Origin of the sequence: Novosphingobium anseongense (assembly GCF_037482895.1) — a bacterium.
GTDB lineage: Bacteria > Pseudomonadota > Alphaproteobacteria > Sphingomonadales > Sphingomonadaceae > Novosphingobium > Novosphingobium anseongense.
Window position 1 is genome coordinate 1,051,962 of sequence record NZ_JBBHJZ010000001.1, and the last position, 26,453, is coordinate 1,078,414.

Consider the following 26,453-nt stretch of genomic DNA (forward strand, 5'->3'; position numbering starts at 1 on the left):
TAAGGGCCCATCCATGACTCATGACGTTCATATCATCGGCGGCGGGCTCGCCGGCAGCGAGGCTGCGTGGCAGCTCGCCAAGCGCGGGCTGCGCGTACGGCTTTCGGAAATGCGCGGGACCGGCGAACGGAGCCCCGCGCACCAGACCGATGCTCTCGCCGAACTCGTCTGCTCGAACTCGTTCCGCTCGGACGATTCCGACAAGAACGCGGTCGGCCTGCTCCATCACGAGATGCGCCAGTGCGATTCGCTGATCATGGCCGCGGCGGCGAAGGCGCAAGTACCCGCGGGCTCCGCACTCGCGGTCGATCGCGACGTGTTCTCTGCCGAGGTCGAGGCCGCCCTCGCCGCGCAACCAACCCTGGAGATCGTGCGTGAGCGGATCGATCGCCTGCCCGAATCCGGCCTCACCCTCGTCGCCACCGGACCGCTGACCGCAGAGGCGCTCGCCGGCTCGATCGGCCAGGCCACCGGCGCCGACAGCCTCGCCTTCTTCGATGCCATCGCGCCGATCGTCTATCGCGATTCGATCGACATGGACGTCTGCTGGATGGCCGCGCGCTGGGACAAGGGCGGCAAGGACTACATCAACTGCCCGATGACCAAGGAGCAGTACCTGGCCTTCCATGCCGGCTTGATCGCAGGCGAGAAGACCGAGTTCAAGGAATGGGAGGCGAACACCCCCTACTTCGACGGCTGCATGCCGATCGAGGTCATGGCCTCGCGCGGGATCGAAACCCTGCGCTTCGGTCCTATGAAGCCCGTCGGCCTGGACAACCCGCATAGCGCCACGCCGGAGTTTCCGAACGGGCGCTGGCCCCATGCCGTGGTCCAGCTCCGCCAGGACAACAAGCTCGGCACGATCTGGAACATGGTCGGCTTCCAGACCAAGCTCAAGCATGCCGAGCAGGTCCGCCTGTTCCGCACGATCCCCGGGCTCGAGAACGCCGAGTTCGCGCGGCTCGGCGGGCTGCACCGCAACACCTTCCTCAATTCGCCCGAACTGCTCGACCGCCAGTTGCGCCTGAAGACTGCGCCGCACGTGCGTTTCGCCGGACAGATCACCGGCTGCGAAGGCTATGTCGAGAGCTCGGCCGTCGGCCTGCTCGCCGGGCTGATGACCGCGGCCGAGATCGCCGGCCAGGACTGGCAGGCCCCGCCGCGCACGACGGCGATGGGCGCGCTGCTCGCGCATATCACCGGCGATGCCGAGGCGGATTCGTACCAGCCGATGAACGTCAACTTCGGGCTGTTCCCGCCGGTCGGCCCCGAGGTGAAGAAGAAGGGCCGCAAGGAAGCCTATACGGCGCGGGCCAAGGCCGACATGCAGGCCTATCTGACCTCGGCCTAAACTTCGGAATCGGTATCTTCGCCGTCTTCGGGCGGCGGGAGCGCGTGCCGGGCCGGGCGAGCGGCGGGCCGGCACTGGCATTTCGGCTCGGCCGCGGGCTTTGGCCGGGTCGCGACGAATTCACCGCGGTCGAGCTTCTGGTCGCGGTTGCGATCGGCGGCATGGAAGCGATCCGAGGTCTTCACCGCCCACTCCTCGAAGCTCAGCAGATTGTTGCCATCCTTGTCGAGCGCGCGGAACATGGCGGCGCGCGGGATCAGCATCTCGACGCGTGTGACGACGGCGTTGCGGTCGCGGTCGATGCGGTTGAAGCGGCGTTCCTCGCGGGTAAACTCGTCAGCCTCGGGCGGCGGGGCGCCGCGCAGGCCCTTGCCGTCGACAGTGGGCAGCGCCTCGGCCGCGGTGCTGCTGGCGAGTGCGGCGCCGGGCGGCGGCGCGCCGCGTTCGGTGGCGGCCCTGCCCTGCCACCAGAACACGCCAGCCGCAGTCAGCAGCAAGGCGGCGAGAGCCCCGACAAGGATGCGGTTCATGGCGAAGTCCCCCTTCGGACGCCGACATTAGAACCATTTCACGGCGGAGTAATCAGCGGGTGCTTCCGAAACCGCGCAATCAGCGCCCGAGCAGACCGAGCCGCAGCGCGGTAAGCAGCGCGGCCGGCGTCTGCCCGTCGCGCCCCTTGGCCGCCAGTCCGTGCAACACGGTCAGCGGACGCAAAGCGCGCGCAACGCGCGGAGGCTTGCCTTCCATGGCCAGCAGCGACCGCGCCTTTTCCTGCTCCTCGGGATGCGCGACATGCGCGGCGAGATCGGCGAGCGCCCACTGCCGACCGAGTTGGAGCGCGGGCGCGGGATCGGCGCCGAGCACCCGCGCGAGCCCGGCGAAGGCCGCGCCGCGACCGTTCGCGAAGGCCAGCAGATCGGCCGCCGGCAAAGGCGCCGGGCCGGTAAGGTATTCCCAGCCGTTGACGAGTTCGACCGCGGCATGATGCCCGCCATTCCAGGACTTGAGCAAGGCCAGCAACGGTTCGCCGCGCGGCCATTGCGCGGCATCGATCTGCAACTGCTCGCGCCACCATGCCAGGCGCAGTTGCGCTAGCGAGGGCTCGTGCGAATTGCGGACGATACCGGCCAACCGCTGGTCGAGCACCAGCAGCGCCAGGGTCGGCTCGCGCGCAGCCGCCGGCGCATAGGCCAGTGCCAGGCGCTGCAACGGCGGCAGCGCCCCGACCAGACCTTCCGCGCCGCTCACGGCCTCAGCGATAGGTGACCTGCTTGACCGCGGCGACGATCTTGTCGGTATTTATCAGCGCGGCCTTCTCGAGGTTGGCGGCATAGGGCAGCGGCACGTCCTCGTTGCAGACGCGCAGCACCGGCGCGTCGAGATCGTCGAAGCCCTTCTCCATGCAGACCGCGATCACTTCCGACGCGATCGAGCAGACGGGGAAGCCTTCCTCGGCGACGACCAGGCGGTTGGTCTTCTTGAGGCTGGTCAGGATCGCGTCTGTGTCGAGCGGGCGTAGGGTGCGCAGATCGATCACTTCGACGTCGACGCCCTCACCGGCAAGCTGCTCGGCGGCTTCGAGCGCGAGGCCGACGCCGATCGAGTAGGACACGATCGTCACATCCTTGCCCTCGCGCACGATCCGCGCCTTGCCGATCGGCAGGACGTGATCGTCGAGTTCGGGCAGTTCGAACGAACGACCGTAGACAAGCTCGTTCTCGAGGAAGACTACGGGGTCTTCCGAACGGATCGCCGCCTTGAGCAGGCCCTTGGCGTCCGAAGCGTCATAAGGCGCGATCACGACGAGGCCGGGAACCGAGGCATACCAAGGGCCGTAGTTCTGGCTGTGCTGCGCGCCGACGCGGGCCGCCGCGCCGTTGGGACCGCGGAACACGACCGGGCAGCGCATCTGGCCACCCGACATGTAGTTGGTCTTGGCCGCCGAGTTGATGATGTGGTCGATCGCCTGCATCGCGAAGTTGAAGGTCATGAACTCGACGATCGGGCGCAGGCCGCCCATCGCCGCGCCCGTACCGATACCGGCGAAGCCGTATTCGGTGATCGGCGTGTCGATCACCCGCTTGGGGCCGAATTCCTCGAGCAGCCCCTGGGTCACCTTGTAGGCGCCCTGGTACTCGGCCACTTCCTCGCCGATCACGAAGACGCGGTCGTCGCGGCGCATTTCCTCGGCCATGGCGTCGCGCAGGGCCTCGCGGACGGTGGCGCTCTTCATGTTGGTGCCCGAACGGATCGCGGGATCCTGCGCGGGCTTGGCATCGCTGGCGAGCTGCGCGGTGCCCGTCTCGGCCTTCTTCGGCGCTTCGGCCTCGGCGGGCTTGGCCTCAGCCTCGGGCTCCTCATCCTTGGACTCAACCGCAGGCTTTTCCTCGGACTTGCTTGCGGCGGGTGCCGGCGTTTCCTCGCCCTCGCCCTGGATCAGCGCGATGACCGTGCCGACCTTCACCCCATCGGTGCCCTCGGCGACCACGATCTTACCGACCGTGCCTTCGTCGACCGCCTCGAATTCCATCGTCGCCTTGTCGGTCTCGATCTCGGCGAGGATATCGCCCGATTTGACCTCGTCGCCTTCCTTGACGAGCCACTTGGCCAGCTTGCCCTCTTCCATCGTGGGCGAGAGCGCGGGCATCTTCAGTTCGATCGCCATCAGTAGCGCTCCACCAGAACGTCGGTGTAGAGTTCGGACGCCTCGGGCTCGGGCGAATTCTCGGCGAAGTCGGCGCTTTCGGAGACGGCCGCGCGGATGCGCTTGTCGATGTCCTTGAGCTTGTCCTCGGAGATCCCGCGCGCGATCAGCTCCTTCTTGGCGCCCTCGATCGGGTCGGACTTCTCGCGGACCTCGTTCACTTCCTCGCGCGTGCGGTACTTGGCCGGATCCGACATCGAGTGGCCGCGATAGCGATAGGTGTTGAGCTCCATCAGCACCGGACCGTTGCCCTGGCGGACATAGTCGAGCGCGATCTCCGCTGCCTGGCGCACTTCGAGCACGTCCATGCCGTTGACGTCCATGCCGGGGATGCGGAAGGCCGTGCCGCGACGGTAGAACTCGGTTTCGGCCGAGCCGCGCTTGACCGCAGTGCCCATGGCATAGCCGTTGTTCTCGATCACGAAGATGATCGGCAGCTTCCACAGCGAAGCCATGTTGAAGCTCTCGTAGACCTGGCCCTGGTTGGCCGCGCCGTCACCGAAATAGGCGAGGCAGACGCCGCCGTCCTCGCGGTACTTGTGCGCGAAGGCGAGGCCCGCACCGAGCGAGACCTGCGCGCCGACGATGCCGTGGCCGCCGTAGAAGCGATGCTCGACGCTGAACATGTGCATCGAGCCGCCCTTGCCGCGCGAGATGCCCGAATGGCGCCCTGTCAGCTCGGCCATGATGACCTTGGGATCGATGCCATAGGCGAGCATGTGCCCGTGATCGCGGTAGCCGGTGATCACCGAGTCCTTGCTACTGTCGAGTGCCGACTGGAGCCCGACCGCAACGGCTTCCTGGCCGATGTAGAGATGGCAGAAGCCGCCGATCAGGCCGAGGCCGTAGAGCTGGCCGGCACGCTCCTCGAAGCGGCGGATCAGCAGCATCTGTTCGTAGAACGCGAGCAGCTCCTCGTCGCTCGCCTGGTAGCGCTTCTCGTTGCCGTGCGCTTCCTGAAGGCTGCGCAGCGTGAAGTTATCGTCGCCGGCTTCGACGAAGGCCGGTTCAGCCTTCTTCGCCGGCGCGGCACGGCGCTTGGTCGCAGCGGTGCCGCTTTTCACGGCGCTGCTCTTGGCAGCGGCGACGGTGCCGCTTTTGGCAGGTTTGGCCAATTGCTGTCCCTTCTGGCAGATTCGCGATTGGATATAAGCACAACGTCGCCGTGGCGATAGGCACGGCGCGATAGGATCAGCACCAAGGCAATAACATCGCGAACGCCGTCAGCGGATCAGCATCACCATTTCATCCGGATGCGCAACGTTAAGATTGCTGCGCAGCAGTTCGCCGGCAAGATCGGGGTCCATGTTACGCGGATCGAGCAGTGCGACACGGTTGCGCAGTTCGTCCCGCTCCTTGGTCAGGACCACCACTTCGGCGCGACGCTCTGCCAGAAGGCGCTGGTTCTCGGCCCATGCGAGCACGCCGCTGGGCCCGGCCAGCGAATAGCCCGCCATGATCAGCAGACACACGAGCGCGCCGCCCTGCACCAGTCTTTCCCGGGCGAGTTTCGGTTCGGTGCGCGTTTTCTTGATCATGATTAACAGAATCACAGTTGATTCGCCGGTTCAAGCGGTTTTCGACAGTTCGTTCAAGGACTTCACGGGAAATCGTTCTTTCCTCCGCGAAGATGGCTGCGGATAACCCTCCAACGGCCTTTCCGCGCTGCCTGCAAGGCTGGACGACCGCTTCGCGAAATGTCAGACCTCCGCGCCGATGGTGCCCCTCGGGACCCCCCGCCGGAGCAGCCGAACGACGGGAAGGATGGACGATGGGCAAGTTTCTGATGGTGGTCACGAGCAGCGCCAGGGAAGGCCGCGATGCCGACTTCAACGCGTGGTACGACGGAACGCACCTCAACGAGATTTGCGCCCTGCCCGGCGTGACCGCCGGCCGCCGCTTCGACGCCATTCCCGTCACGCCGCATCCGCAGCCTGCCCCCTACCTCGCGATCTACGAGATCGAGGCCGAAGATCCCGCTTCGGTCCTGGCTGAAATGATGCGCCGTTCGGAAGCCGGCGAGATGTCGATGTCGGATGCCGTCGACGCGGAAAACGCGAAGATATGGATGTATCGGCAGCATTGATCGCTGCACTGCGGCATTCGACCGATAGGCAGGGCGCTTCGTCATCGCAGCGCTCGCGGTCGCGGAACGCTTCGGTCATATCGGCGCTTCAGCGGGTGCTGGACAGGAGTGCCAATGCTCTGGATTGAGGGTAACAACGATCGGTCGCCGGGATATGAATCCGGCGCTGGGCTATGCATGACCGCATCGGAGCAGATGTATTTTCTCGGCGCGCCGCTGGCTCACGTGCTCCACTATGAGGACGAATTGCGCGACGACCGGTTACGTCGTGCGACGAGCCGACCCATGCGCGCAGAACGCTCGCCTAACCGCGCTGACCGGCCTGGGCCAGATCGAAACTTTCCTGCATTCGCAGCAGCCATTCCGAACTGACCCCAAACGCTTCTTCCAGACGCACTGCACTGACGTGATCGAGCGGCCGCACACCGTGCAACAAGGCCGTGAGATGTTCGCGGGTGAAGCCGAGATGGTGGGCCAGTTCGATCAGGTCGACGCCATAAGGCTCGACGATCGCCGTGCGGAACCAGTCTCCCGGATGTAGCGCCAGCGATATCTCGGGCTCGATCATAGGTTCTCGTCTCCGCCCCGATACCGGCATTAGCCGGTCCACACCATCGCGACAACTCGAGGAGGAACTGGTGCGCCCGACAGGATTCGAACCTGTGGCCCCCAGATTAGGAATCTGATGCTCTATCCTGCTGAGCTACGGGCGCGCCGTGGCGCGTGTTAGACGGGCGGCACGCGCAAGGCAATCCGGTGCGGCCTGATGGCTCAGTTGGCTTCGCCGGGCGGCGCCACCGGGAAGGGTAGCGGCGCGACCTCGATGCCCTCGTCCGCCAGCGCCTCGGCCTCTTCGCGGGTGGCCTGGCCGTGAATGATCTCGGCGTCACGCTCGCCATAGTGCATGGCGCGCGATTCCTCGGCGAACTTGTCGCCGACCCAGCGCGAATCCTTGAGCGCTTCGGCCTGCATGGCGTGAAGCGCATGCATCAGTTTGATTGCCTCGGCGGGCATCGGTGCCTTGGTCATCGGCTGGGCGGGGGACGATGCGACCGGCACCGGCGCGAGCTGGTTGCCCTTCCGCCCGAGGTTCGGCGCCATGGGTGACTTGATGACCTCGGCCGAACCGCATTCGGGACAAGAGACCAGTCCGCGTTCCTGCTGTGCGACGAAATCGCCCGAAGAGCCGAACCACCCCTCGAAACGGTGGCCCGCCTCGCGGCATTGGAGATCGAACACAATCATGACAGAGGCCTAAATGGCGATATCGCGACGGTTGGCAAGGCTTGGAAGCTGCGCGCGTACGTCGGCGATCCGCTCGGCATGGAGTTCGGCGAAACCGATGCCGGCTTCGGCCTCGCCCAGATCGAGCAGAACCTCGCCCCAGGGATCGATGACCAGGCTGTGGCCGTAAGTCGCTCGGCCGTCCTCGTGCTGCCCGACCTGGGCCGCAGCGACGACATAGGCGCTGGCCTCGACCGCGCGGGCGCGCTGGAGCAGGTGCCAGTGCGCCTTGCCCGTGGGCACGGTGAAAGCCGCAGGAATCGCGATCACGTCGCAGCGCGCATTGCCCAGCGCCTCGAACAGCGCGGGGAAGCGGATGTCGTAACAGATCGCCAGGCCGAGCCGGCCAAGCGGCGTCTCGACGGTCACCACCGCGTCGCCCGCGACATAGGCGTTCGATTCCCGCCACGACTCGCCCGTCGCCAGGTCAACGTCGAACATGTGGATCTTGTCATAGCGCGCGACGATCTCGCCGCTGCCGTCGATCACGAAACTGCGATTGGCCCAGCGGCCGTCCTCGCGCAGGATCGCCAGCGAGCCGATCGTCACCCAGATGCCCGACTTGGCCGCCGCCTCGCGCACGGCGGCAAGCACGCGATCCTCGCCCTCGGCGACGATCTTGCCGACCGCGCGCTTGCGATCGCGATCGATCAGCCCCGACATCTCGGGCGTGAACAGCATCTTCACCGCGCTGGCCCTGGCGGTGTCGAACGCCTTGACGATTGTACGGGCATTAACCTCGGGATCGATGCCCGAAGTCATCTGCAGAACGGCGATGCGCTTCAAAGGCCGAGCACCGGGTCGAGCTTGCCCTGGCGGTCGAGCGCCGAGATGTCGTCGAAGCCGCCATAGGCGACGTCGTCGACCAGCACCTGCGGCACGGTCATCGCACCGGGCACGCGTTCGCGCATCTCGTCGCGCTTCGGGCCGCCCATGGTGATGTCGTATTCGGTATAGGCCAGGCCCTTGCCGTCGAGCAGCTGCTTGGCGGCGACGCAATAGGGGCAACCCCACTTGGTGTAGATTTCAATTTTCGGTGCGGACATCGGCAGACCTCTCGAAACGGCCCTCTTGAAAGGGAGGCGCGCTATCATATCTCCAAACGCTGTCATGCGCCGCTCTGGGCAGGACACGCATCTCGAGGAAGCGCCGCTTTCGGGCTTCCCTTTGGAAAATTGCTCAAGCGAGGATTTGTGCCATGAACCGTTTCGACTTCACCCCCTATCGCCGCTCGATGGTCGGCTTCGACCGCCTGTTCGACCTGCTCGAGAAGCAGGGCCAGGGTGGTGACGACAAGTACCCCCCGTTCAACATCGAGCGCCGCGGCGACGAGGCCTATCGCATCACCCTCGCCGTCGCCGGCTTCAAACCCAACGAAATCGACATCACCGCGCAGCAGAACCTGCTCGTCGTCCAGGGCCGCAAGGCCGCCGATGAACAAAGCGGACAGTTCCTGCACGTCGGCATCGCCCAGCGCGCTTTCGATCGCCGCTTCGAACTGGCCGACTACGTGCGCGTCGACGCCGCGAATCTCGAGGACGGCCTGCTGGTGATCGACCTCGTGCGCGAAGTGCCCGAGGCGATGAAGCCGAAGAAGATCGCGATCGGCGGACAGAAGCCGCTGTCGATCGTGGAGACCGGCACCAAGGACGATGCGACCGACCAGGCCGCCTAAGTCATCGTAATGTTTTGAGGATTTGGGGGCGAGCCCGGGATTGGCCCGCCCCCGCGACGCTTTCACGCCGCCCTAGCCCCCATGTGATCGTCCGGGTCGCTGATGACGATCACCCGAAGGCAAGTTTCTTCAGGCCGTAGCCAGCACCTCGAGAACGAGGCATCGCTGTCGGTGCTTTGCTATTGCCTGCGAGAGGCAATTAGCAAAAAATCCTTACAAGAGGTTAGTTCAAAAGTGCACTTAGCCCCAGGTGGGACTTCCATTCGTCGCTAGACAAGGCGCGCCTGTCGCAAAGCCGCCTCGACGAAGCCGGCAAAGAGCGGATGCGGATCGAACGGCTTGCTCTTGAGTTCGGGATGGAATTGCACGCCGACGAACCACGGATGGTCGGGCCGCTCGACGATCTCGGGCAAAAGCCCGTCGGGTGACATGCCCGAAAATACCAGACCGCCCTGCTCGAGCGCTTCGCGATAGGCGCCGTTCACCTCGTAACGGTGACGGTGGCGCTCGGAGATCGTGGTCGCACCATAGATCGAGGCGACGCGGCTATTGCCCGCGAGTTTCGCCTCATAGGCGCCCAGCCGCATCGTGCCGCCAAGGTCGCCGCCCGCAGCGCGGGTCTGCTGGCCTTCAGGGCTCATCCATTCGGTGATGATGCCGACCACGGGCTCCTTGGTCTCGCCGAATTCGGTCGACGAGGCCTCGGCTATGCCCGCGGTGTTCCGCGCACCCTCGATGCAGGCCATCTGCATGCCCAGGCAGATGCCGAAGAACGGCACCTGATGTTCGCGTGCAAAGCGGACCGAGGCGATCTTGCCCTCGCTGCCGCGCTCGCCGAAGCCGCCGGGCACGAGAATGCCATGCATCGGCTCGAGCAGCGCGGCGATCTCGGCATCGCCTTTCTCGAACAGCTCGGCGTCGATCCAGCGGATGTTGACCTTGACGCGGTTGGCCATGCCACCATGGGTCAGCGCCTCGTTAAGCGACTTGTAGGCATCGGGGAGACCGACGTACTTGCCGACCACACCAATGGTCACCTCGCCCTCGGGGTTCAGGTGACGGTCGACGATGTCTTCCCAGCGCGACAGAACCGGCGCGACCGAGTCCAGGCCGAAGTGACGCAGGACTTCGGCGTCGAGGCCCTCGGCATGATACTGCAGCGGCACCGAGTAGATGCTGGGCGCGTCGAGCGCTGGAATCACCGCTTCCTTGCGCACGTTGCAGAACAGCGCGATCTTGGCGCGATCGCTGTCGGGCAGCGGCTTCTCGCAACGGCACAGCAGGATATCGGGCTGAACGCCGAGACCCGCCAGCTCGCGCACCGAATGCTGCGTCGGCTTGGTCTTCAGCTCGCCAGCGGCGGCGATGTAAGGCACCAGCGTGACATGGACCGCACAGGTCCGCTCGCGGCCGAGCTCGTTGCGCAGCTGGCGCAGCGCCTCGACGAAAGGCAGGCCCTCGATGTCGCCGACAGTGCCGCCGATCTCGCAGAGGATGAAGTCGAGTCCGTCTTCGTCAGCCAGGGCGAAGGCCTTGATCTCGTCGGTGACATGCGGGACGACCTGGACGGTCGCACCGAGGTAGTCGCCACGGCGCTCCTTGGCGATGATGTCGCGATAGATGCGGCCCGAGGTGATGTTGTCCGACTGCTGAGCCGAAACGCCGGTGAACCGCTCGTAGTGGCCCAGATCGAGGTCGGTCTCGGCGCCGTCGTCGGTCACGTAGACCTCGCCGTGCTGGTAGGGACTCATCGTCCCCGGATCGACGTTCAGATAGGGGTCGAACTTGCGGATGCGGACGCGGAAACCGCGTGCCTGCAGCAGAGCCGCGAGGCTCGCCGCCATGAGACCCTTGCCGAGCGAGGAGACCACGCCGCCGGTGATGAAAATATACCGCGCCATGGGAATTGAGCCTTAGTGGGTAGTGGGGGGGAAGAGCAAGCGCGCTGCGGCCAGCCGGCTGCAGGAATCCACAGCTAGCCGACCGCGACCCGCTCGAAACGGGTCAGCGCTGTCTCGATACGACCTTGTGATTACTTCTTGGCAGCGTCCGCCAGCGGATCGTTCGCCGCAGGCGAAGGGGCCGCGACCGGCGCCGGAGCGCCGGGCTGCGCCGCGCCGGCGAGCGGATCGACCGGTGCCGGGGCCACAGGGGCGCTGCGATCGAGCGAAGTGTCGATCTTGCGACCCGACGAGCCACCGGCAGCCATCGCCGCGAGGACGATGCTGAGCAGGACGAACAGCGTCGCCAGGATTGCGGTCGAGCGCGTCAGGAAGTCGGCCGCACCGCGCGCCGACATGAAGCCCGAGGGGCTGCCGCCGACGCCGAGCCCGCCGCCTTCTGAGCGCTGCATCAGAATCACGCCGACGAGTGCCGCCGCGATCAGGGCCTGAACGACCGTAAGGAAGATGATGATCGACATGCTATCCGGATATCATGAAAGAAGCTGGCGCGCATCTAGGGGCTAGAGCGCCCGGGCGCAACCCGCGCGCACTGCCATTCCAACGTCTCCCGGGGTTCACGCCTGCTCGGCCAGCGCCGCGGCGGCACCGATGATCGCGGTGAAGGCCTCGGCCGTAAGGCTCGCCCCGCCGACCAGCGCCCCTCCGACCTCATCGGCCGCCAACAGCTCCGAGGCATTGCCGGCATTGACCGAGCCGCCGTAGAGAATGCGCACGGCCGCGCCGGCCTCGCCATAGGTCGCGGTCAGCTTCTCGCGAATCGCACGGTGCATCGCACCGACATCGCCGACCGAAGGCACGCGGCCCGTGCCGATCGCCCAGACCGGCTCATAGGCCACCGACAGCTTCGCCGCCGCCTCCTCGCCCTGCGGCAGCGAGCCGGCGAGTTGATCGGTCACCACCGTTTCGGCGCTTCCCGAATCCCGTTCGGCCTCGGTCTCGCCGACGCAGAGGATGACGCCGAGACCCGCAGCTTGGGCAGCCTCGGCCTTGTCGCGAACCAGTTGGTTGGTCTCGCCGTGGAGCGCGCGGCGCTCGCTGTGACCGACGATGACGAAATCGGCGCCGGCATCGGCCAGCAGCGCGGCCGAGACGTCGCCGGTGAAGGCACCACTGGCCTGGACGTGACAGTCCTGCCCGCCCACACCGATGTCCGATGCGGCTTCGCGCATGGCGTTCACCAGGGTGAACGGCGGCGCCAGCGCGACCTGCACGCCAGGAAACCGGCTCGCAGCGCGATCGATCGCGCGCGCTTCGGCGAGCATCGCCCGCGTGCCGTTCATTTTCCAGTTACCGACGATGTAAGGCAGACCAGCCATTAAATTCCCTCATTGCGGACCGAATCTCTTGCGATAGGCCGCCTATCTTCAGGCGCAGCTATTCCAGCGGCGTCGCGCTTGTCAAAAGCCTATGTTGCAAAGCCCACAGCGCTGCGGCGAGCGGGCATTGCGGGAATGCCGATTGCCTCCTAAAGGCAGCCAACCCGGCTCGGAAGGACCCTTCCGGGCGCTTTGACAAGCGGTTGCCCCATGCTGCAGTTCTTCCGAAATTTCATCACGTCCAAGTACGGCGCGGTTTTCGCCCTGCTGTTCCTGGGGCTGATCGCCTTCGCTTTTGCCGCGGGAGACATCGCCGGCTTTCGCAATACCGGCGGCGGTGGGGACAAGGTCGCCACGGTCGGCCGGCAGAAGCTCGCCGCCAGCGATCTCAATCAGGCGGTGAGCAACGCGCTCGAAAACATGCGCCAGCAGAACCCGCGCCTGTCGATGAAGGGCTTCGTCGCCCAAGGCGGAATCGAACGCGTGCTCGACGACATGATCGATCGGACAGCGCTGTCGGTCTTCGGAAGCCGCCACGGCATCGTCGCGAGCGATCGCCTGGTGGATAGCGAGATCACCAAGATCCCCGCCTTCCGTGGCCTCGACGGCAAGTTCAGCGAAACCACCTTCCGCCAGCTCCTGGCCCAGCGCGGCATCAGCGAGAAGCTGGTCCGCGACGATCTGGCCCAGGGCCTGATCGCGCGCCAGATCCTGCAGCCCGCCTCGTTCGGCGCGATCGTCCCGCGCGAACTCGCGACGCGCTACACCGCGCTGCTCCAGGAAACGCGCAACGGCGCGATCGCCCTGCTGCCCGCGCCGCTGTTCGCGCCCAAGACTCCGCCGACGGACAAGGAACTGGCAGACTTCTACGCCAGCCACCGCAACCAGTTCATCCGCCCCGAGCGCCGCGTGATCCGCTATGCGACCTTCGGCGACGAAGCGCTCAAGAACCTGGCAGCGCCCAGCGACGCCGAGATCGCAGCGTTCTACAACAGCAACAAGGCACAGTACGCGGCCACCGAGGCGCGCATCCTCACTCAGTTGGTCCTGCCGACAGAGGCCGCCGCGCGCGCCGTCGCGGCCGAAGTGGCCAAGGGCAAGACGCTCAAGGCCGCCGCTTCGGAAAAGGGCCTGTCGGCCGGCGAACTGCCGCCGACCAACAAGGCCGATCTCGCCCGCACGAGCAGCTCGGCAGTCGCCGACGCGGCCTTTGCCGCCGCCGAAGGCTCGCTCGCAGCCCCCGCGCGCAGCACGATCGGCTGGCATCTGATCCACGTCGACCGCGTCGACGCACGGCCCGCCCGCACGCTCGACCAGGTGCGCGGCGAGATCGTCCCGCAGCTCGCAGCCGCCAAGCGCCGCGCCGCGCTGGGTGACCTGACCGCACGGCTCGAAGAGGAATTCGACAAGGGCGGCAACCTGGCCGATGCAGCCAAGGAGCTGGGCCTCACGATCCAGACCACGCCGGCGCTGACCGCCGACGGCAAGTCCTACGTCAATCCGAGCGAGGCCCTGCCGCCGGTGCTCGCACGCATCACCTCGGCCGCCTTTGCGATGGAGAAGGAAAACGAGCCGCAGGTGGCAGAGGCCGAGGCCAACAAGACCTTCGTCGTGTTCGACGTCAGCGACATCGCCGCGTCGGCCGCCGCGCCGCTGGCCGAAATCAAGACCGACGTCGCCACGGCCTTCCTGATCGAGCGCGGTTCGAGCGCGGCGAAGGCCGCTGCCGAAAAGCTGCTCGCCGAAACCAAGAAGGGCGTCCCGCTGGCCCAGGCGGTCGCCAATCTCAAGCTGGCGATCCCGCCGGTGCAGACGATCGCCATGAACCGCCAGCAACTCACGCAGAACGGTCAGCGCCCGCCGCCGCCGCTCGTGCTGCTGTTCTCGATGGCCAAGGGCACGACCAAGCTGCTGCCGGCCGACGGCAACCGCGGCTGGTTCGTCGTCTCGCTCAAGGATATCGTCACGCCGCCGCCGGCCGCCAGCGCGACGCTGATCCCGGCGGCACAGCGCGAGCTGGGTCAGCTCGTCGGCAACGAATGTGCCGAGAGCCTGCGCCGTGCGATCCGCGCCGAAGTGAAGGTCGAGCGCGACGAGGCTGCGATCAAGGCGCTGCGCAACCAGCTCAACGGCAGCAACTGACGCCAGCCATGTCTACCTCGTCTGGCCGTCTCGAGAACTGGAACACCGCCGCCACCGCGCTCGCCGAAGGCAAGCCCGCGCTCGTCTGGCGCCGGCTGATCGCCGATACCGAGACGCCGGTAGGCGCCGCGGTGAAGCTGATCGAGCCGGGCCGCGGTGACTTCCTGCTCGAATCGGTCGAGGGCGGCGCGGTGCGCGGGCGCTACAGCCTGCTTGGGCTCGATCCCGACCTCGTGTTCCGCGCGACCGGGCATGCCTGCGAGATCAACCGCCAATGGCAGGGTGATCGCGCAGCTTTCGCCCCACTCGCCGGTGACGCACTGTCCGAACTGCGCGGCCTGGTCGAGACCTGCCGCATCGACGTTCCGGCCGCACTGCCGCCCGCGCTCGCCTGCCTCGTCGGCTATTTCGGCTACGAGACCATCGGCCTGGTCGAGAAGTTGCCGCGGGCGCCGCAGAGCGCGCTCGAGCTGCCGGACATGCTGTTCGTGCGGCCAACCCTGATCCTTGTGTTCGACCGCCTGAGCGACGCGCTGTTCTGCGTCGCGCCGGTCTGGCCGTCAGACGCCGCGCCCGAGCGCGCGCTGGACCAGGCGCAGGAGCGGATCGACGCTGCGCTGCATCGCTTGGCCAGCGCTGCCCCCGCAGCGATCACCGACGCGACCTTGCCCGAGCCTGCCCTGACGCCGACCCTGGCCGAAGGCGCCTATCGCTCGATGGTGCTGCGCGCGAAGGACTACATCGAGGCCGGCGACATCTTCCAGGTCGTTCTCGCGCAGCGCTTCACCACGCCGTTCACCCTGCCGCCGCTCGCGCTCTATCGCGCGCTGCGCCGGGTGAACCCCTCGCCGTTCCTTTACTTCCTCGACCTGCCCGGCTTCGCCGCGGTCGGTTCGAGCCCCGAGATCCTCGTGCGCGTGCGCGACGGCGACGTGACGATCCGGCCGATCGCCGGCACTCGCCCGCGCGGCAAGACGCCCGAGGAGGATCGCGCCAACGAAGCCAGCCTGCTCGCCGATCCCAAGGAGCGCGCCGAGCACCTGATGCTGCTCGACCTCGGCCGCAACGACGTCGGCCGCGTCGCCAGCGCCGGCAGCGTCAAGGTGACCGAGAGCTACACGATCGAGCGCTACAGCCACGTCATGCACATCGTCTCGAACGTCGAGGGCAAGCTCGACACGAGCAAGCACGATGCGATCGACGCGGTCTTCGCGGGCTTTCCCGCGGGCACGGTCAGCGGCGCGCCCAAGGTCCGCGCCTGCCAGGTCATCGCCGAGCTCGAGCCCGAGACGCGCGGCGCCTATGCCGGCGGCGTCGGCTATTTCGCGCCCGACGGCTCGGTCGACAGTTGCATCGTTCTCCGCACGGGCATCGTCAAGGACGGGGTGCTCCACGTCCAGGCCGGCGCCGGCATAGTCGCGGATTCGGATCCCGAATACGAACAGCGCGAGTGCGAGGCCAAGGCCGGAGCGCTGATCGCCGCCGCGCGCGAGGCCGTGCGCGTGGCCAGCGAGGCGGGGTTCGGGCAGTAGGCCTAACCTGCGTCGGCGCGTCCTTCGCTCGACCACCGTTCTTTCAAGGTCTCGATCGCCTTGACCCGCGTCTCGCGCGCGGCCTTGGTTTCGACCGGCGCGATCACAGCGACCTTGCGGCCGTGCGACGTGATCTCGACCCGCTCGCCGTGCTCGACCGCGCGCAGCAGCTTGGAGAAGGAGCGGTTCGCTTCGGTAGCGGTCACGGTCCTGGTCTTCATTGGCAACAGTCTATCGCAATCCCCACATTTGCCCAATCGAGTATTTCAGCGAGGCAGTTCCCCTCGCCCGTCCAACTCGCTAAGGCCCGCGCATGATCCTCGTCATCGACAACTACGACAGCTTCACCTGGAACCTGGTCCATTACCTGATGGAACTGGGCGCGCAGGTCGACGTCGTGCGCAACGATGCGCTGTCCGCCGGCCAGGCGATCTCGAGCGGCGCCGCAGGCTTCCTCATCTCACCGGGTCCCTGCACGCCGAACGAAGCCGGGATCAGCCTCGATCTCGTCCAGGCCGCGGCCGACGCCGGCAAGCCGCTGCTCGGCGTGTGCCTCGGTCACCAGTCGATCGGCCAGGCCTTCGGTGGCAAGGTCGTGCGCGGCGGGCTGATGCACGGCAAGACGTCGCAGGTTAGCCATGACGGCACGGGCCTCTTTGCCGGCCTGCCCTCGCCCTTTACCGCGACACGCTATCACTCGCTGGTCGTCGAGGACATTCCCGCCGACCTCGTGGTCAATGCCCGCTCGGACGACGGCCACGTCATGGGCTTCCGCCACGCGCGCCTGCCGATCCACGGCGTCCAGTTCCACCCCGAATCCATCGCCACCGAACACGGCCACGCGATGCTCGCCAACTTCCTCGCGCTCTGCGGGATCGACGCGCGCCTCCCCGCATGACCCGGCTGCCCGACGTCATCGCGCCGCTCGCCGAGGACGAGGCGGAAGCCGCCTTCGCCGCCATGCTCGACGGCAAGGTGGCCGACGAGGACATCGCCCGTTTCCTCGTCGCGCTGTCCGACCGCGGCGAGACCGCCAGCGAGATCGCCGGCGCGGCCCGTGCCATGCGCGCGCGGGTGATCCCGATCGCGGCCCCCGCAAATGCCATCGACGTCTGCGGCACGGGCGGCGACGGCCACCACACGCTGAACGTCTCGACCGCGGTCGCGCTGGTCGTCGCCGCCTGCGGCGTGCCCGTGGCGAAACACGGCAACCGTGCCGCCTCGTCGAAGGCCGGCGCCGCCGACACGCTCGAAGCGCTCGGCCTTGATCTCGACCGCGCCGCCGAGACCGCCGAAGCAACGCTCGCTGACTTCGGCATCTGCTTCCTTTTCGCGGCCAAGCATCACCCGACTTCGGCGCGGATCATGCCGATCCGCAAGGCCCTGGGCCGGCGCACGATCTTCAACCTGATGGGCCCGTTGGCCAATCCCGCCGGGGTCTCGCGCCAACTCGTCGGCATCGCGCGCCCGGCTTATGTGCCGATCTACGCCGAGGCGCTGGCTCGGCTCGGCACCGACCGCAGCTTCGTGATCTCGGGCGACGAGGGCCTCGACGAGCTCAGCCTCGCCGGCGGCAACGAGATCGCCGCGGTCGGCTCGACCGGTTTCGTCATGCAGCGCGTGACCGCCGCTGATGCCGGCCTGCCTGCCGCGCCCGTCGAGGCGATCCGCGGCGGCGATCCGCAATACAACGCCGAGGCGTTGCGCCGCCTGCTCATGGGCGAAGAAGGCCCCTACCGCGACGCGGTCCTGCTCAACGCCGCAGGCGCGCTGATCGTCGCCGGCGAGGTCGAGGGCTGGCGCGAGGGCGTGGAGGAAGCCGCCGAGGCCATCGACAAGGGTCTCGCAAAATCGCTGCTCGACTGCTGGATCGCGACGACGAAATGACCGACAAACTCACCGAAATCTGCGACACCAAGCGCGGCGAAGTCGCGGCGCGCAAAGCTCTGGCCTCGCTCGCCGATCTCGATGCGCGCGCAGCCTCGCAGTCCGCGCCGCGCGGTTTCCGCGCCGCGCTCGAAACCAAGGCCGCGAACGGCTTCGCGCTGATCGCCGAAATCAAGAAAGCTTCACCCTCCAAGGGATTGATCCGCGAAGACTTCCAACCCGCAGATCATGCCCGCGCCTATCAGACCGGTGGCGCCGCCTGCCTCTCGGTCCTGACCGACGCGCCCTATTTCCAGGGTCACGAAGACTATCTGATCGCCGCCCGGAATGCCTGCGATCTGCCGGTATTGCGCAAGGATTTCATGGTCGATCCCTGGCAGGTCGCCGAAGCCCGATCGATCGGCGCCGACGCGATCCTGATCATCGTCGCAGCGCTGAGCGATGCGCAGATGACCGAAATCGAAGCGGCCGCGCTCGAACGCGGCATGGATGTTCTCGTTGAAGTTCACAACGAAGATGAAGTTGCGCGCGCTACTTCGCTGAAATCCCGTCTGATTGGCGTCAACAACCGCGATCTCAAGCGCTTCATCACCGACATCGGCACGACCGAACGCCTCGCCCCGCTGATGCCCGAAGGCACCCTGCTCGTGAGCGAAAGCGGCATCAACAGCCACGCCGACCTTCTCCGCCTCGCCCCCTGCGGCGCGCGGACCTTTCTCGTCGGCGAGAGCCTGATGCGCCAGGCCGATGTCGCCGCGGCGACGCGAGCCTTGCTTGAGGGTTGATGCGCATTTGTTCTTGCGCCGCGCACGGCACCTTGCTTCGCTGCGCGCACGATGACCGATAGCACCAAGCTCACCCATCTCGACGAACACGGCCATGCGCGCATGGTCGATGTCGGCGGCAAGGCAGAAACCCAGCGCGTGGCAGTGGCCTCGGGCCGGATTCGCATGTCGTCCCAAGCGCTCGCAGCGATCCGCCAGGGCGAAGTGCCCAAGGGCGACGTCATCGCCGCGGCGCGTATTGCGGGGATCATGGCGGCGAAGAAGACCGGCGAACTGATCCCGCTCTGTCACCCGCTGGCGCTCGATGCCGTGACGCTCGACTTCGCTTTCGAGGATGACGGTGTCCGTGCCACCGCCACGGCCTCGCTGACGGCCAAGACCGGCGTGGAAATGGAAGCCCTGACAGCGACTTCGATCGCACTCCTCACGATCTACGACATGGCCAAGGCGATCGACAAAGGCATGATCATCGACCAGGTTCGCCTGATCGAGAAGCGCGGCGGCAAGTCGGGCGACTGGCGGGCAGCCGACCTGTGAAGCCACCGCCGCTGCCGCTCGAGGAAGCCCAGGCGCGCCTGCTCGCGCTGGCGACGCCGTTGCCGATCGAGCGCGTCGACGTCGACAGTGCGTTGGGCCGCTATCTCGCCGAACCCGTCGGCGCCCGGCGTACCCATCCGGCGACCGATCTCTCGGCGATGGACGGCTATGCCGTAGCTGCCGGCGACATGGCCGGCCCCTGGCAGGTGATCGGCGAAAGCGCCGCGGGCCATCCGTTCGCGGGCGAAGTCCGCCGCGGCGGCGCCGCGCGCATCTCGACCGGCGCGGTGATGCCCGCCGGCGCGAGCGCGGTGATCCTCCAGGAGGACATTGCGCGCGAAGGCGACCGCATCACCTTGACCGGTGAAGCACCCATCCCGGCGGACAAGCACATCCGCCGCAGCGGGCTCGATTTCGCGCTCGGCACAGAGGTACTGACCGCGGGCCTGCATATCGGCCCGGCCCAGGCGGCGCTCGCGATTTCCGCTGGGCATAGCCATGTCGCCGTGCGCCGTCGGCCGCGCATCGTCGTGCTCGACAGCGGCGACGAGCTCGCGGTCGACCTCGAAAGCTGCGCGCCGCACCAGGTTCCGGCCAGCAACGGCGTCATGCTATCGGCGATGGCGCGCGCGCTGTCATGCGACGTCGAGCGTGTGGGCCCAGTACCCGATTCGATGGAGGCCATGGCGGAAGCGCTCGACCGCGCGGCCGAGGCCGACGTCGTCGTCACCAGCGGCGGCGCTTCGGTCGGCGATCACGACCTCGTTCGCCCGGCCCTGCTCGCCTGGGGTGCCGAACTCGACTTCTGGCGCGTCGCGATCAAGCCGGGCAAGCCGATCCTCGTCGCTACCCGGGGCAAGCAGATCATCCTCGGACTACCCGGCAATCCGGTGTCGAGCCACGTCACCGCCTATTTGTTCCTGCTACCGCTGCTGCGCGCGCTGCTCGGCGCTGCCCAGCCGTTGCCGCGGCGGATTCGCACCCGTTTGGCAGCCCCCATGCGTGCCGGCGGAGCGCGGCGCGAATTCCTGCGCGCGGTGTGGGATGGCGAAAGCGTGACACCGCAGGCGATCCAGGACAGCGGTGCGATAGCCCCGCTCGCCGCCAGTAACGCACTGATCGACCGCGCCGCTCATGAACCCGCTGGAGAGACTGGCGACACGGTCACGGCCTACTTGCTGGAGAATGGCGGAATTGCTTGACGGCACTCGAATCGTTTCTTAATTGTTCCGCATTCGTTCACTGAACTTCCGCCTATTTGAGCTTCAAGGGGAGACTGCAGGATGCTGACGCGCAAGCAGCACGAGTTGATCCGCTTCATCCAGACCCGCCTCGAAGAGAGCGGCGTTTCCCCCTCGTTCGAGGAAATGAAGGAAGCGCTCGATCTCAAGTCGAAGTCGGGCGTGCACCGGCTGATCTCGGCGCTCGAGGAGCGCGGCTTCATCCGCCGCCTGCCCAACCGTGCCCGCGCGCTCGAAGTGCTCAAGCAGCCCGAGGACGTGACGACCGCCAAGACCACGACCCGCGCCGCAGCCAACAGCAACTCCGCGCTGACCGCACTCAAGCCCGCGGCCCCGGCGCCGCGGCCCGAGCCGGCGAACGACGTCATCGAGATCCCGCTCCACGGCCGCATCGCTGCAGGCGTGCCGATCGAGGCGCTCGAAGGCCAGTCGATGCTGCCCGTTCCTGCCGCGCTGCTCGGCCCCGGCGAGCACTATGCGCTCGAGGTCTCGGGCGACTCGATGATCGAGGCAGGCATTCTCGACGGCGACTTCGCGCTGATCCGCCGCACCAATTCCGCGCGCGACGGCGAGATCGTGGTGGCGCTGATCCACGGCGAGGAAGCGACGCTCAAGTACCTTCATCATGAGAAGGGCCTGGTCCGTCTCGATCCGGCGAACTCGGCCTACGAGCCGCAGATCTATCGCGATGGCGAAGTCGAGGTTCAGGGCAAGCTGGCGGGACTGCTGCGGCGGTATCACTGATGGGGAACGGCGGCCTGCCGCCGCCTCATCGATAATTCTCGAAGCACCCTTCTCCAGGCACTCTATCCGATCGTCACCCGTGCGAAGGCAGGGGGCCATCTAAGGGCGCCTCGACGCACCCTCCGTTTCAGGACGGGAGCTTGGCTGGGTCCCTACATTTTCAGGGGCGACAAGGATTGCAGGCAAAGCTTTGGCGGCTTGAGTTTCGCCACGCCCGCTTGCGGGCCGGACCCACGGCCGATCTTCCGGCTTGCGCCACCAGCCGTGCTCGCCCTGCGTTTCGACGACCGTGGTCACGCGCCGCTCCGCCAGATCGATCGCCAGTCCACCGGTCCGCTCCAGCGTCCGTCGGTCGGCCTTGAGCCAGGCCGGACGGCAGCTGCGCGGCAGCCAGCGGTCGGAAATTACGATATCGACGCGGTCGCAGGCGGCCACCAGTTGCCGCTCGGCCACCCGGTCACGCCCGCGGCCGATCAGCAGATGCCATTCGCGCCCGGCCCGCGGCAGCGTGACCGCGCAGAAGTCGCGATTGCAGCGCGCGCCCGGCCATTGCTCGAGCAGCCGCAGTTCGCCGTCCATGCCCGAGAGTTCGGTGAGGTTGTCGCGAACGAATTCGCTCTTCTGTTCGCGCAGGACCAGCAGCCCGCCGCCGTCCACTCCCGTGATGCCGACATGACGCCCGTCGCCCGAGACCAGAATGTCGGGCGGGCGCAGGAAAGCGAGTGACACTGTCGCGACCAGCACCGGTGCCAACCCCCACAGCCGCAGGTGCCCGCGCCACAGCGCCAGCCAGAGCCCGCCCGCAACGAACAGCGCGATCGCGCCACGCCCCATGGCGGGCATGGTCGTCACCGCGCCGGGCTGCGCCGCGACCCAGTGCGCGAGCGCGAGCATCACGTCGATCGACTGCCCAGTGAGCCACCAGGCCGGCGCGCCGAGACCGGCGAGATCGAGCACCAGCGCCAAGAAGATCAGCGGCATCGTCACCACGGTCGTCAGCGGGATCGCGACGACATTAGCGAGAGCGCCGTAGACGCCGGCGCGGTGGAAGTGGAACAGGCCGAGCGGCATGATCGCCAGTTCGATCACCACGCCCGTGACGAGCAGCATCGCCAGGTTGCGCGCCAGCCGCGTATACCAGCCCTCCTCGCGCGGCGCGAGGAATGCCCTCACCGGCGCCGCGCCGTGCAGCGCAACGATCGCGATCACCGCAACGAAGCTCATCTGGAAGCTCGGGCCGACCACGGCCTCGGGCCAGAACAACAGGACGAAGAAGGCTGCCACCGCGACCATCCGCATCGACAGCGGCTCTCGGCCCAGCGCCAGCGCCACGAGTACCAGCACCGCGCCAATGCACGAGCGTACGGTCGGAACCTCGGCCCCGGTCAGCAAGGTGTAAAAAATGCCCGCACCCGCACCGGCTCCCGCTGCGAAAAGCGGCAGCCGGACGCGCAGCGCCAGCCAGGGCCAGAGCGCGAACAGACGCAGGGCGATCAGGTAGACCGCCGCGACCACGGCGCTCACGTGCAGCCCGCTGATCGACAGCAGGTGGCTGAGCCCGGCGTCGCGCATCGCTTCGTCGTCGGCCTTGGAAATCGCACCGCGGTCACCGCTGGCGAAAGCGGTTGCGATCGCGCCAGCCGAGCCATCGAGCCGGCTGCGGACATGCGCGGACAGCCGCGCCTGGGCCCGTTCGAGCCAGCCGCCGCCCGATCCGCGTTCGATCACGGTCACCGTGCCCAGTACCGAACCCGTCGCCGCGATTCCGGAGAACCAGGCGGTGCGCGCGAAATCGTAGGCGCCCGGCAGCATCGGCGGTGCCGGCGGCATCAGCCGCGCTCTCAGCCGTATCCGCGCGCCCGAACTCAGGTCCTGTCGATCCTCGGCGAGCGGCAACGACACGCGCACGCGGATCGCGCGCCCGGTCTCAGGCTCGCGCGTCGCCAGCAACAGGCGTACCCGGTCCTCGGCGGGGCGCGGTTCGCGGTCGAGCACCAAGGCAGAGAGTTCGGTCACCAGCGGCCGTTCGATCGGCCGCGCACCGACCAGTTCGGACTTGCTCCAGACCACGGCGCAACCCGCCGCGATCAGCAGGGCGAGCGCGATCATTGCCAGCCGCAGATAGGGAAAGCGTCCGTCGCGCGCGAAGCCCGCCAGGCTTGCCATGGTCAGCGCGCCGCAGGTGGCGAGCAGGGCCAGCCACTGCCACGCGTTCGCCAGCAGGAACCAGAGCGCGATGCCGGCCGCGAAGGCCACGGCCAGCCAGGGACCGCGTTCGAACCCGGCCGTGCCAAGAAATCGCTCGACCGCGTCGGGCACGCTGGACAAGCCGCTTCGGCTGCGCCAAGGGCGATGTTGCAGTGCAGCGCCCCGGGCGAGGTCGCCCTTCGACTCCGGGGCCGTTTCGTCAGAGACAGCGGCACTCTCGAGCATGCAAGAGTTTGGGCAGGAAGGAGCGAAGATGGCAAGCGCTAGCGGCAAGGACGCACGGACGGTCGTTACCCGTTTCGCGCCCTCGCCCACCGGCTATCTCCACATCGGCGGCGCGCGCACCGCGCTGTTCAATTGGCTGTTCGCCCGCCATCACGGCGGCAAGTATCTGCTTCGCATCGAAGACACCGACCGCGCCCGTTCGACCGAGCCCGCGATCGAGGCGATTTTCGACGGCCTGCGCTGGCTCGGCCTCGACGGCGACGAGCCCGCCACGTTCCAGTTCGCCCGGTCCGAGCGCCACGCCGAAGTCGCGCAGACGCTGCTCGATTCCGGTCACGCCTATCGCTGCTACCTGACGCCCGAAGAGCTGGCCGCGCGCCGCGAGCAGGCCCAGGCCGAGCGTCGCCCCTTCCGCATCGACAGCGAATGGCGCGATGCCGATCCTGCCACCGCGCCCGCCGGCGCCCCTTCGGTCGTGCGCATTAAGGCCCCTCGCGAAGGCGAGACCGTGATCGAGGACCTGGTCCAGGGCAGCGTCACGGTCAGCAATGCCGAGATCGATGATTTCGTGCTGCTCCGCTCGGACGGCACGCCGACCTACATGCTCGCGGTCGTCGTCGACGATCACGACATGGGCGTCACCCACGTCATCCGCGGCGACGACCATCTCAACAACGCCTTCCGCCAGCTTTCGATCATCCACGGCATGGGTTGGGACGTACCCATCTATGCCCACGTGCCGCTGATCCACGGCTCGGACGGCGCCAAGCTCTCGAAGCGCCACGGCGCGCTGGGCGTCGACGCCTATCGCGACGAGCTCGGTCTGCTGCCCGAGGCGCTGTTCAACTATCTGCTGCGCCTCGGCTGGGGCCACGGCGACGAGGAGATCATCAGCCGCGAGCAGGCCGTCGAGTGGTTCGACATCGACCATGTCGGCAAGAGCCCCTCGCGCTTCGACACGGCCAAGCTGCTCAACCTCAACGGCCACTACATCCGCGAGGCCGACGACGCGCGCCTCGCCGAACTGGTCGGCGCCAAGCTCGCCGAAAAGGTTGGGGGCACGCCCGATCTCGCGCTGCTGGCGCGCGCCATGCCGGTGCTCAAGGTCCGCGCGAAGGACCTCAACGAGCTCGCGGCCAACGCGGTGTTTCTCTTCGCGCAGCGTCCGCTGACGCTCGATGCGAAGGCCGAAGCGCTGCTGACGCCCGAGGCGCGCGCGCTTCTGGCCCGCATTCAGGACCGCCTGCTGGCCGAAAACGGCTGGACAAGCGAAGGCCTCGAAGCCAGTCTCAAGGCGATGGCCGAAGAGATCGGCCTGGGCCTCGGCAAGCTCGCCCAGCCGCTGCGCGCGGCTCTGACGGGACAGACGACGTCACCGGGCATTTTCGATGTTCTCACATTGCTCGGTCGGGAAGAAAGCCTGGCGCGCATCGCCGCCCAGGCCGCGCCGGCCGAAGCAGAATAAATCTGAGGAGTAAGGCACTTGGGCAATCAAGCTAAACTGAGCACCGACGGCAAGGATTTCGACTATCCGGTCCTGAGCGGCTCGATCGGTCCGGACGTGATCGATATCCGCAAGCTCTATGGCCAGACGGGCAAGTTCACCTATGACCCGGGCTTCACCTCGACGGCGAGCTGCGAAAGCGCGCTCACCTACATCGACGGTGACGAAGGCGTTCTGCTCCACCGCGGCTATCCGATCGGCCAGCTCGCCGAGAACAGCTCGTTCATGGAAGTCAGCTATCTGCTGCTGAACGGCGAACTGCCTTCGGCCCAGGAACTGTCGGACTTCGATCGCACGATCACGCGCCACACGATGCTGCACGAGCAGCTGATGAGCTTCTACAAGGGTTTCCGCCGCGACGCGCACCCGATGGCCATCATGTGCGGCGTGGTCGGCGCACTTTCAGCGTTCTACCACGATTCGACCGACATCTCGGACCCGACGCATCGCAAGATCAGCTCGCACCGCCTGATCGCGAAGATGCCGACGATCGCCGCGGCCGCCTACAAGTATTCGGTCGGCCAGCCGATGCTCTATCCCGACAACTCGCTGAGCTACACGGGCAACTTCCTGCGCATGACCTTCGGCGTGCCCGCGGAAGAGTACGAGGTGATCCCGGCGGTCGAAAAGGCGATGGACCGCATCTTCATCCTCCACGCCGACCACGAGCAGAACGCCTCGACCTCGACCGTGCGTCTCGCCGGTTCGTCGGGCGCCAATCCCTTCGCCTGCATCGCGGCCGGTATCGCCTGCCTCTGGGGCCCGGCGCACGGCGGCGCCAACGAGGCGGCGCTTGAGATGCTCAAGGAAATCGGCACCCCCGACAAGATCCCCGAGTACATCGCCCGCGCCAAGGACAAGAACGATCCGTTCCGCCTGATGGGCTTCGGCCACCGCGTCTACAAGAACTACGATCCGCGCGCGACGGTCATGCAGCAGACCGTGCGCGAGGTGTTCGACGCGCTCAAGGTCAACGATCCGCTGTTCGAGACGGCAATGCGCCTCGAAGAGATCGCCCTCAGCGATCCCTACTTCATCGAGAAGAAGCTGTTCCCGAACGTCGATTTCTATTCGGGCATCATCCTCTCGGCGATCGGCTTCCCGACCACGATGTTCACCGTGCTCTTCGCACTCGCCCGCACGGTCGGCTGGGTCGCGCAGTGGAACGAAATGATCAGCGATCCCGGCCAGAAGATCGGTCGTCCGCGTCAGCTCTACACCGGCCCGGCGCAGCGCGACTACATCCCGGTCGACAAGCGCTAAGCCGA

At 67.0% G+C, this 26,453-nt stretch carries 27 protein-coding genes and 1 tRNA gene; 13 read left to right on the plus strand and 15 right to left on the minus strand.

From position 1 onward, the window contains the following. The first annotated feature begins 13 nt into the window (after nt 1-13). Complete coding sequence (gene trmFO / locus WG901_RS05070) at nt 14-1,351, plus strand: methylenetetrahydrofolate--tRNA-(uracil(54)-C(5))-methyltransferase (FADH(2)-oxidizing) TrmFO (RefSeq protein WP_339585919.1); 1,338 nt, start codon at nt 14-16, stop codon at nt 1,349-1,351. On the opposite strand, the gene WG901_RS05075 is transcribed toward trmFO, so the two are convergent. From WG901_RS05075 to WG901_RS05095, 5 genes are all read right to left on the minus strand, one after another. Continuing rightward, the gene (locus tag WG901_RS05075) at nt 1,348-1,881 is read right to left on the minus strand and encodes an EF-hand domain-containing protein (RefSeq protein ID WP_339585920.1); all 534 of its coding nucleotides are present in this window, start codon (nt 1,879-1,881) and stop codon (nt 1,348-1,350) included. The genes trmFO and WG901_RS05075 overlap by 4 nt on opposite strands. Nucleotides 1,882-1,960: 79 nt before the next feature. Further along, on the minus strand, nt 1,961-2,599 hold the full coding sequence (locus tag WG901_RS05080; RefSeq protein ID WP_339585921.1) for a hypothetical protein: 639 nt from the start codon (nt 2,597-2,599) through the stop codon (nt 1,961-1,963). Between the two features lie 4 nt (nt 2,600-2,603). Next, nucleotides 2,604-4,016, minus strand: coding sequence for a pyruvate dehydrogenase complex E1 component subunit beta (locus WG901_RS05085; RefSeq protein WP_339585922.1), 1,413 nt, complete (start codon nt 4,014-4,016; stop codon nt 2,604-2,606). Next, the gene (gene pdhA, locus WG901_RS05090) at nt 4,016-5,026 is read right to left on the minus strand and encodes a pyruvate dehydrogenase (acetyl-transferring) E1 component subunit alpha (RefSeq protein ID WP_339586648.1); all 1,011 of its coding nucleotides are present in this window, start codon (nt 5,024-5,026) and stop codon (nt 4,016-4,018) included. The genes WG901_RS05085 and pdhA overlap by 1 nt, the downstream gene beginning before the upstream one ends. Before the next feature lie 252 nt (nt 5,027-5,278). Continuing rightward, entirely contained in the window at nt 5,279-5,593 is a 315-nt protein-coding gene (locus WG901_RS05095; RefSeq protein ID WP_339585923.1) for an FtsB family cell division protein, read from the minus strand. A gap of 233 nt (nt 5,594-5,826) precedes the next feature. Here WG901_RS05095 and WG901_RS05100 point away from each other — a divergent pair, with 233 nt between their 5' ends. Beyond that, the gene (locus WG901_RS05100) at nt 5,827-6,141 is read left to right on the plus strand and encodes a hypothetical protein (RefSeq protein WP_339585924.1); all 315 of its coding nucleotides are present in this window, start codon (nt 5,827-5,829) and stop codon (nt 6,139-6,141) included. Nucleotides 6,142-6,445: 304 nt separating this feature from the next. Here WG901_RS05100 and WG901_RS05105 read toward each other — a convergent pair whose 3' ends face one another. The 5 genes from WG901_RS05105 to grxC all read right to left on the minus strand — a co-directional run bounded on the left by WG901_RS05105 (nt 6,446) and on the right by grxC (nt 8,471). After that, the gene (locus tag WG901_RS05105; protein WP_339585925.1) at nt 6,446-6,709 is read right to left on the minus strand and encodes a HigA family addiction module antitoxin; all 264 of its coding nucleotides are present in this window, start codon (nt 6,707-6,709) and stop codon (nt 6,446-6,448) included. 68 nt (nt 6,710-6,777) lie between these two features. After that, a tRNA-Arg gene (locus WG901_RS05110) sits at nt 6,778-6,854 on the minus strand. Nucleotides 6,855-6,912: 58 nt separating this feature from the next. Then, the gene (locus WG901_RS05115; protein WP_339585926.1) at nt 6,913-7,386 is read right to left on the minus strand and encodes a DUF1178 family protein; all 474 of its coding nucleotides are present in this window, start codon (nt 7,384-7,386) and stop codon (nt 6,913-6,915) included. Between the two features lie 9 nt (nt 7,387-7,395). Continuing rightward, entirely contained in the window at nt 7,396-8,211 is an 816-nt protein-coding gene (locus WG901_RS05120; RefSeq protein WP_339585927.1) for a carbon-nitrogen hydrolase family protein, read from the minus strand. Beyond that, nucleotides 8,208-8,471, minus strand: coding sequence for a glutaredoxin 3 (grxC, locus tag WG901_RS05125; RefSeq protein ID WP_339585928.1), 264 nt, complete (start codon nt 8,469-8,471; stop codon nt 8,208-8,210). Before grxC ends, WG901_RS05120 begins: the two co-directional genes overlap by 4 nt. Nucleotides 8,472-8,623: 152 nt before the next feature. Here grxC and WG901_RS05130 point away from each other — a divergent pair, with 152 nt between their 5' ends. Further along, on the plus strand, nt 8,624-9,100 hold the full coding sequence (locus WG901_RS05130; protein ID WP_339585929.1) for an Hsp20 family protein: 477 nt from the start codon (nt 8,624-8,626) through the stop codon (nt 9,098-9,100). 269 nt (nt 9,101-9,369) lie between these two features. Here the strand turns inward: WG901_RS05130 and WG901_RS05135 are convergent, their stop codons facing one another. From WG901_RS05135 to tpiA, 3 genes are all read right to left on the minus strand, one after another. Then, nucleotides 9,370-11,001 carry a CTP synthase gene (locus WG901_RS05135; RefSeq protein ID WP_339585930.1) on the minus strand — a complete coding sequence of 544 codons (1,632 nt, stop codon included), beginning with the start codon at nt 10,999-11,001 and terminating at the stop codon, nt 9,370-9,372. A gap of 131 nt (nt 11,002-11,132) precedes the next feature. After that, nucleotides 11,133-11,522 carry a preprotein translocase subunit SecG gene (gene secG, locus WG901_RS05140; RefSeq protein WP_339585931.1) on the minus strand — a complete coding sequence of 130 codons (390 nt, stop codon included), beginning with the start codon at nt 11,520-11,522 and terminating at the stop codon, nt 11,133-11,135. A 96-nt stretch (nt 11,523-11,618) separates the two neighbouring features. Beyond that, nucleotides 11,619-12,380 carry a triose-phosphate isomerase gene (gene tpiA, locus WG901_RS05145; protein WP_339585932.1) on the minus strand — a complete coding sequence of 254 codons (762 nt, stop codon included), beginning with the start codon at nt 12,378-12,380 and terminating at the stop codon, nt 11,619-11,621. Between the two features lie 210 nt (nt 12,381-12,590). Here tpiA and WG901_RS05150 point away from each other — a divergent pair, with 210 nt between their 5' ends. Beyond that, nucleotides 12,591-14,522, plus strand: coding sequence for a peptidylprolyl isomerase (locus tag WG901_RS05150; RefSeq protein WP_339585933.1), 1,932 nt, complete (start codon nt 12,591-12,593; stop codon nt 14,520-14,522). 8 nt (nt 14,523-14,530) lie between these two features. Next, nucleotides 14,531-16,054: an anthranilate synthase component I gene (gene trpE / locus WG901_RS05155; protein ID WP_339585934.1), complete on the plus strand. Its 1,524-nt coding sequence runs from the start codon at nt 14,531-14,533 to the stop codon at nt 16,052-16,054. Between the two features lie 2 nt (nt 16,055-16,056). Here the strand turns inward: trpE and WG901_RS05160 are convergent, their stop codons facing one another. Beyond that, the gene (locus WG901_RS05160; RefSeq protein ID WP_339585935.1) at nt 16,057-16,275 is read right to left on the minus strand and encodes a type II toxin-antitoxin system Phd/YefM family antitoxin; all 219 of its coding nucleotides are present in this window, start codon (nt 16,273-16,275) and stop codon (nt 16,057-16,059) included. Between the two features lie 92 nt (nt 16,276-16,367). Between WG901_RS05160 and WG901_RS05165 the strand changes: the two genes are divergently transcribed. The 6 genes from WG901_RS05165 to lexA all read left to right on the plus strand — a co-directional run bounded on the left by WG901_RS05165 (nt 16,368) and on the right by lexA (nt 21,248). Continuing rightward, nucleotides 16,368-16,952, plus strand: coding sequence for an anthranilate synthase component II (locus tag WG901_RS05165; protein WP_339585936.1), 585 nt, complete (start codon nt 16,368-16,370; stop codon nt 16,950-16,952). Beyond that, nucleotides 16,949-17,941 (plus strand): anthranilate phosphoribosyltransferase, encoded by a 993-nt coding sequence (trpD, locus tag WG901_RS05170; RefSeq protein WP_339585937.1) that lies wholly within the window; start codon nt 16,949-16,951, stop codon nt 17,939-17,941. The genes WG901_RS05165 and trpD overlap by 4 nt, the downstream gene beginning before the upstream one ends. Then, nucleotides 17,938-18,726: an indole-3-glycerol phosphate synthase TrpC gene (gene trpC / locus WG901_RS05175; protein WP_339585938.1), complete on the plus strand. Its 789-nt coding sequence runs from the start codon at nt 17,938-17,940 to the stop codon at nt 18,724-18,726. Before trpD ends, trpC begins: the two co-directional genes overlap by 4 nt. A gap of 51 nt (nt 18,727-18,777) precedes the next feature. Further along, nucleotides 18,778-19,263: a cyclic pyranopterin monophosphate synthase MoaC gene (gene moaC, locus WG901_RS05180; RefSeq protein ID WP_339585939.1), complete on the plus strand. Its 486-nt coding sequence runs from the start codon at nt 18,778-18,780 to the stop codon at nt 19,261-19,263. Beyond that, nucleotides 19,260-20,465, plus strand: coding sequence for a molybdopterin molybdotransferase MoeA (locus WG901_RS05185; protein ID WP_339585940.1), 1,206 nt, complete (start codon nt 19,260-19,262; stop codon nt 20,463-20,465). The genes moaC and WG901_RS05185 overlap by 4 nt, the downstream gene beginning before the upstream one ends. Nucleotides 20,466-20,546: 81 nt before the next feature. Further along, entirely contained in the window at nt 20,547-21,248 is a 702-nt protein-coding gene (gene lexA / locus WG901_RS05190) for a transcriptional repressor LexA (RefSeq protein WP_339585941.1), read from the plus strand. Between the two features lie 99 nt (nt 21,249-21,347). Here the strand turns inward: lexA and WG901_RS05195 are convergent, their stop codons facing one another. Continuing rightward, nucleotides 21,348-23,681, minus strand: a complete 2,334-nt coding sequence (locus WG901_RS05195; RefSeq protein ID WP_417602345.1) for a ComEC/Rec2 family competence protein — start codon at nt 23,679-23,681, stop codon at nt 21,348-21,350. Between the two features lie 28 nt (nt 23,682-23,709). Here WG901_RS05195 and gltX point away from each other — a divergent pair, with 28 nt between their 5' ends. After that, entirely contained in the window at nt 23,710-25,146 is a 1,437-nt protein-coding gene (gltX, locus tag WG901_RS05200; RefSeq protein WP_339585942.1) for a glutamate--tRNA ligase, read from the plus strand. 18 nt (nt 25,147-25,164) lie between these two features. Continuing rightward, entirely contained in the window at nt 25,165-26,448 is a 1,284-nt protein-coding gene (locus WG901_RS05205) for a citrate synthase (protein WP_339585943.1), read from the plus strand. Nucleotides 26,449-26,453 lie beyond the last annotated feature (5 nt).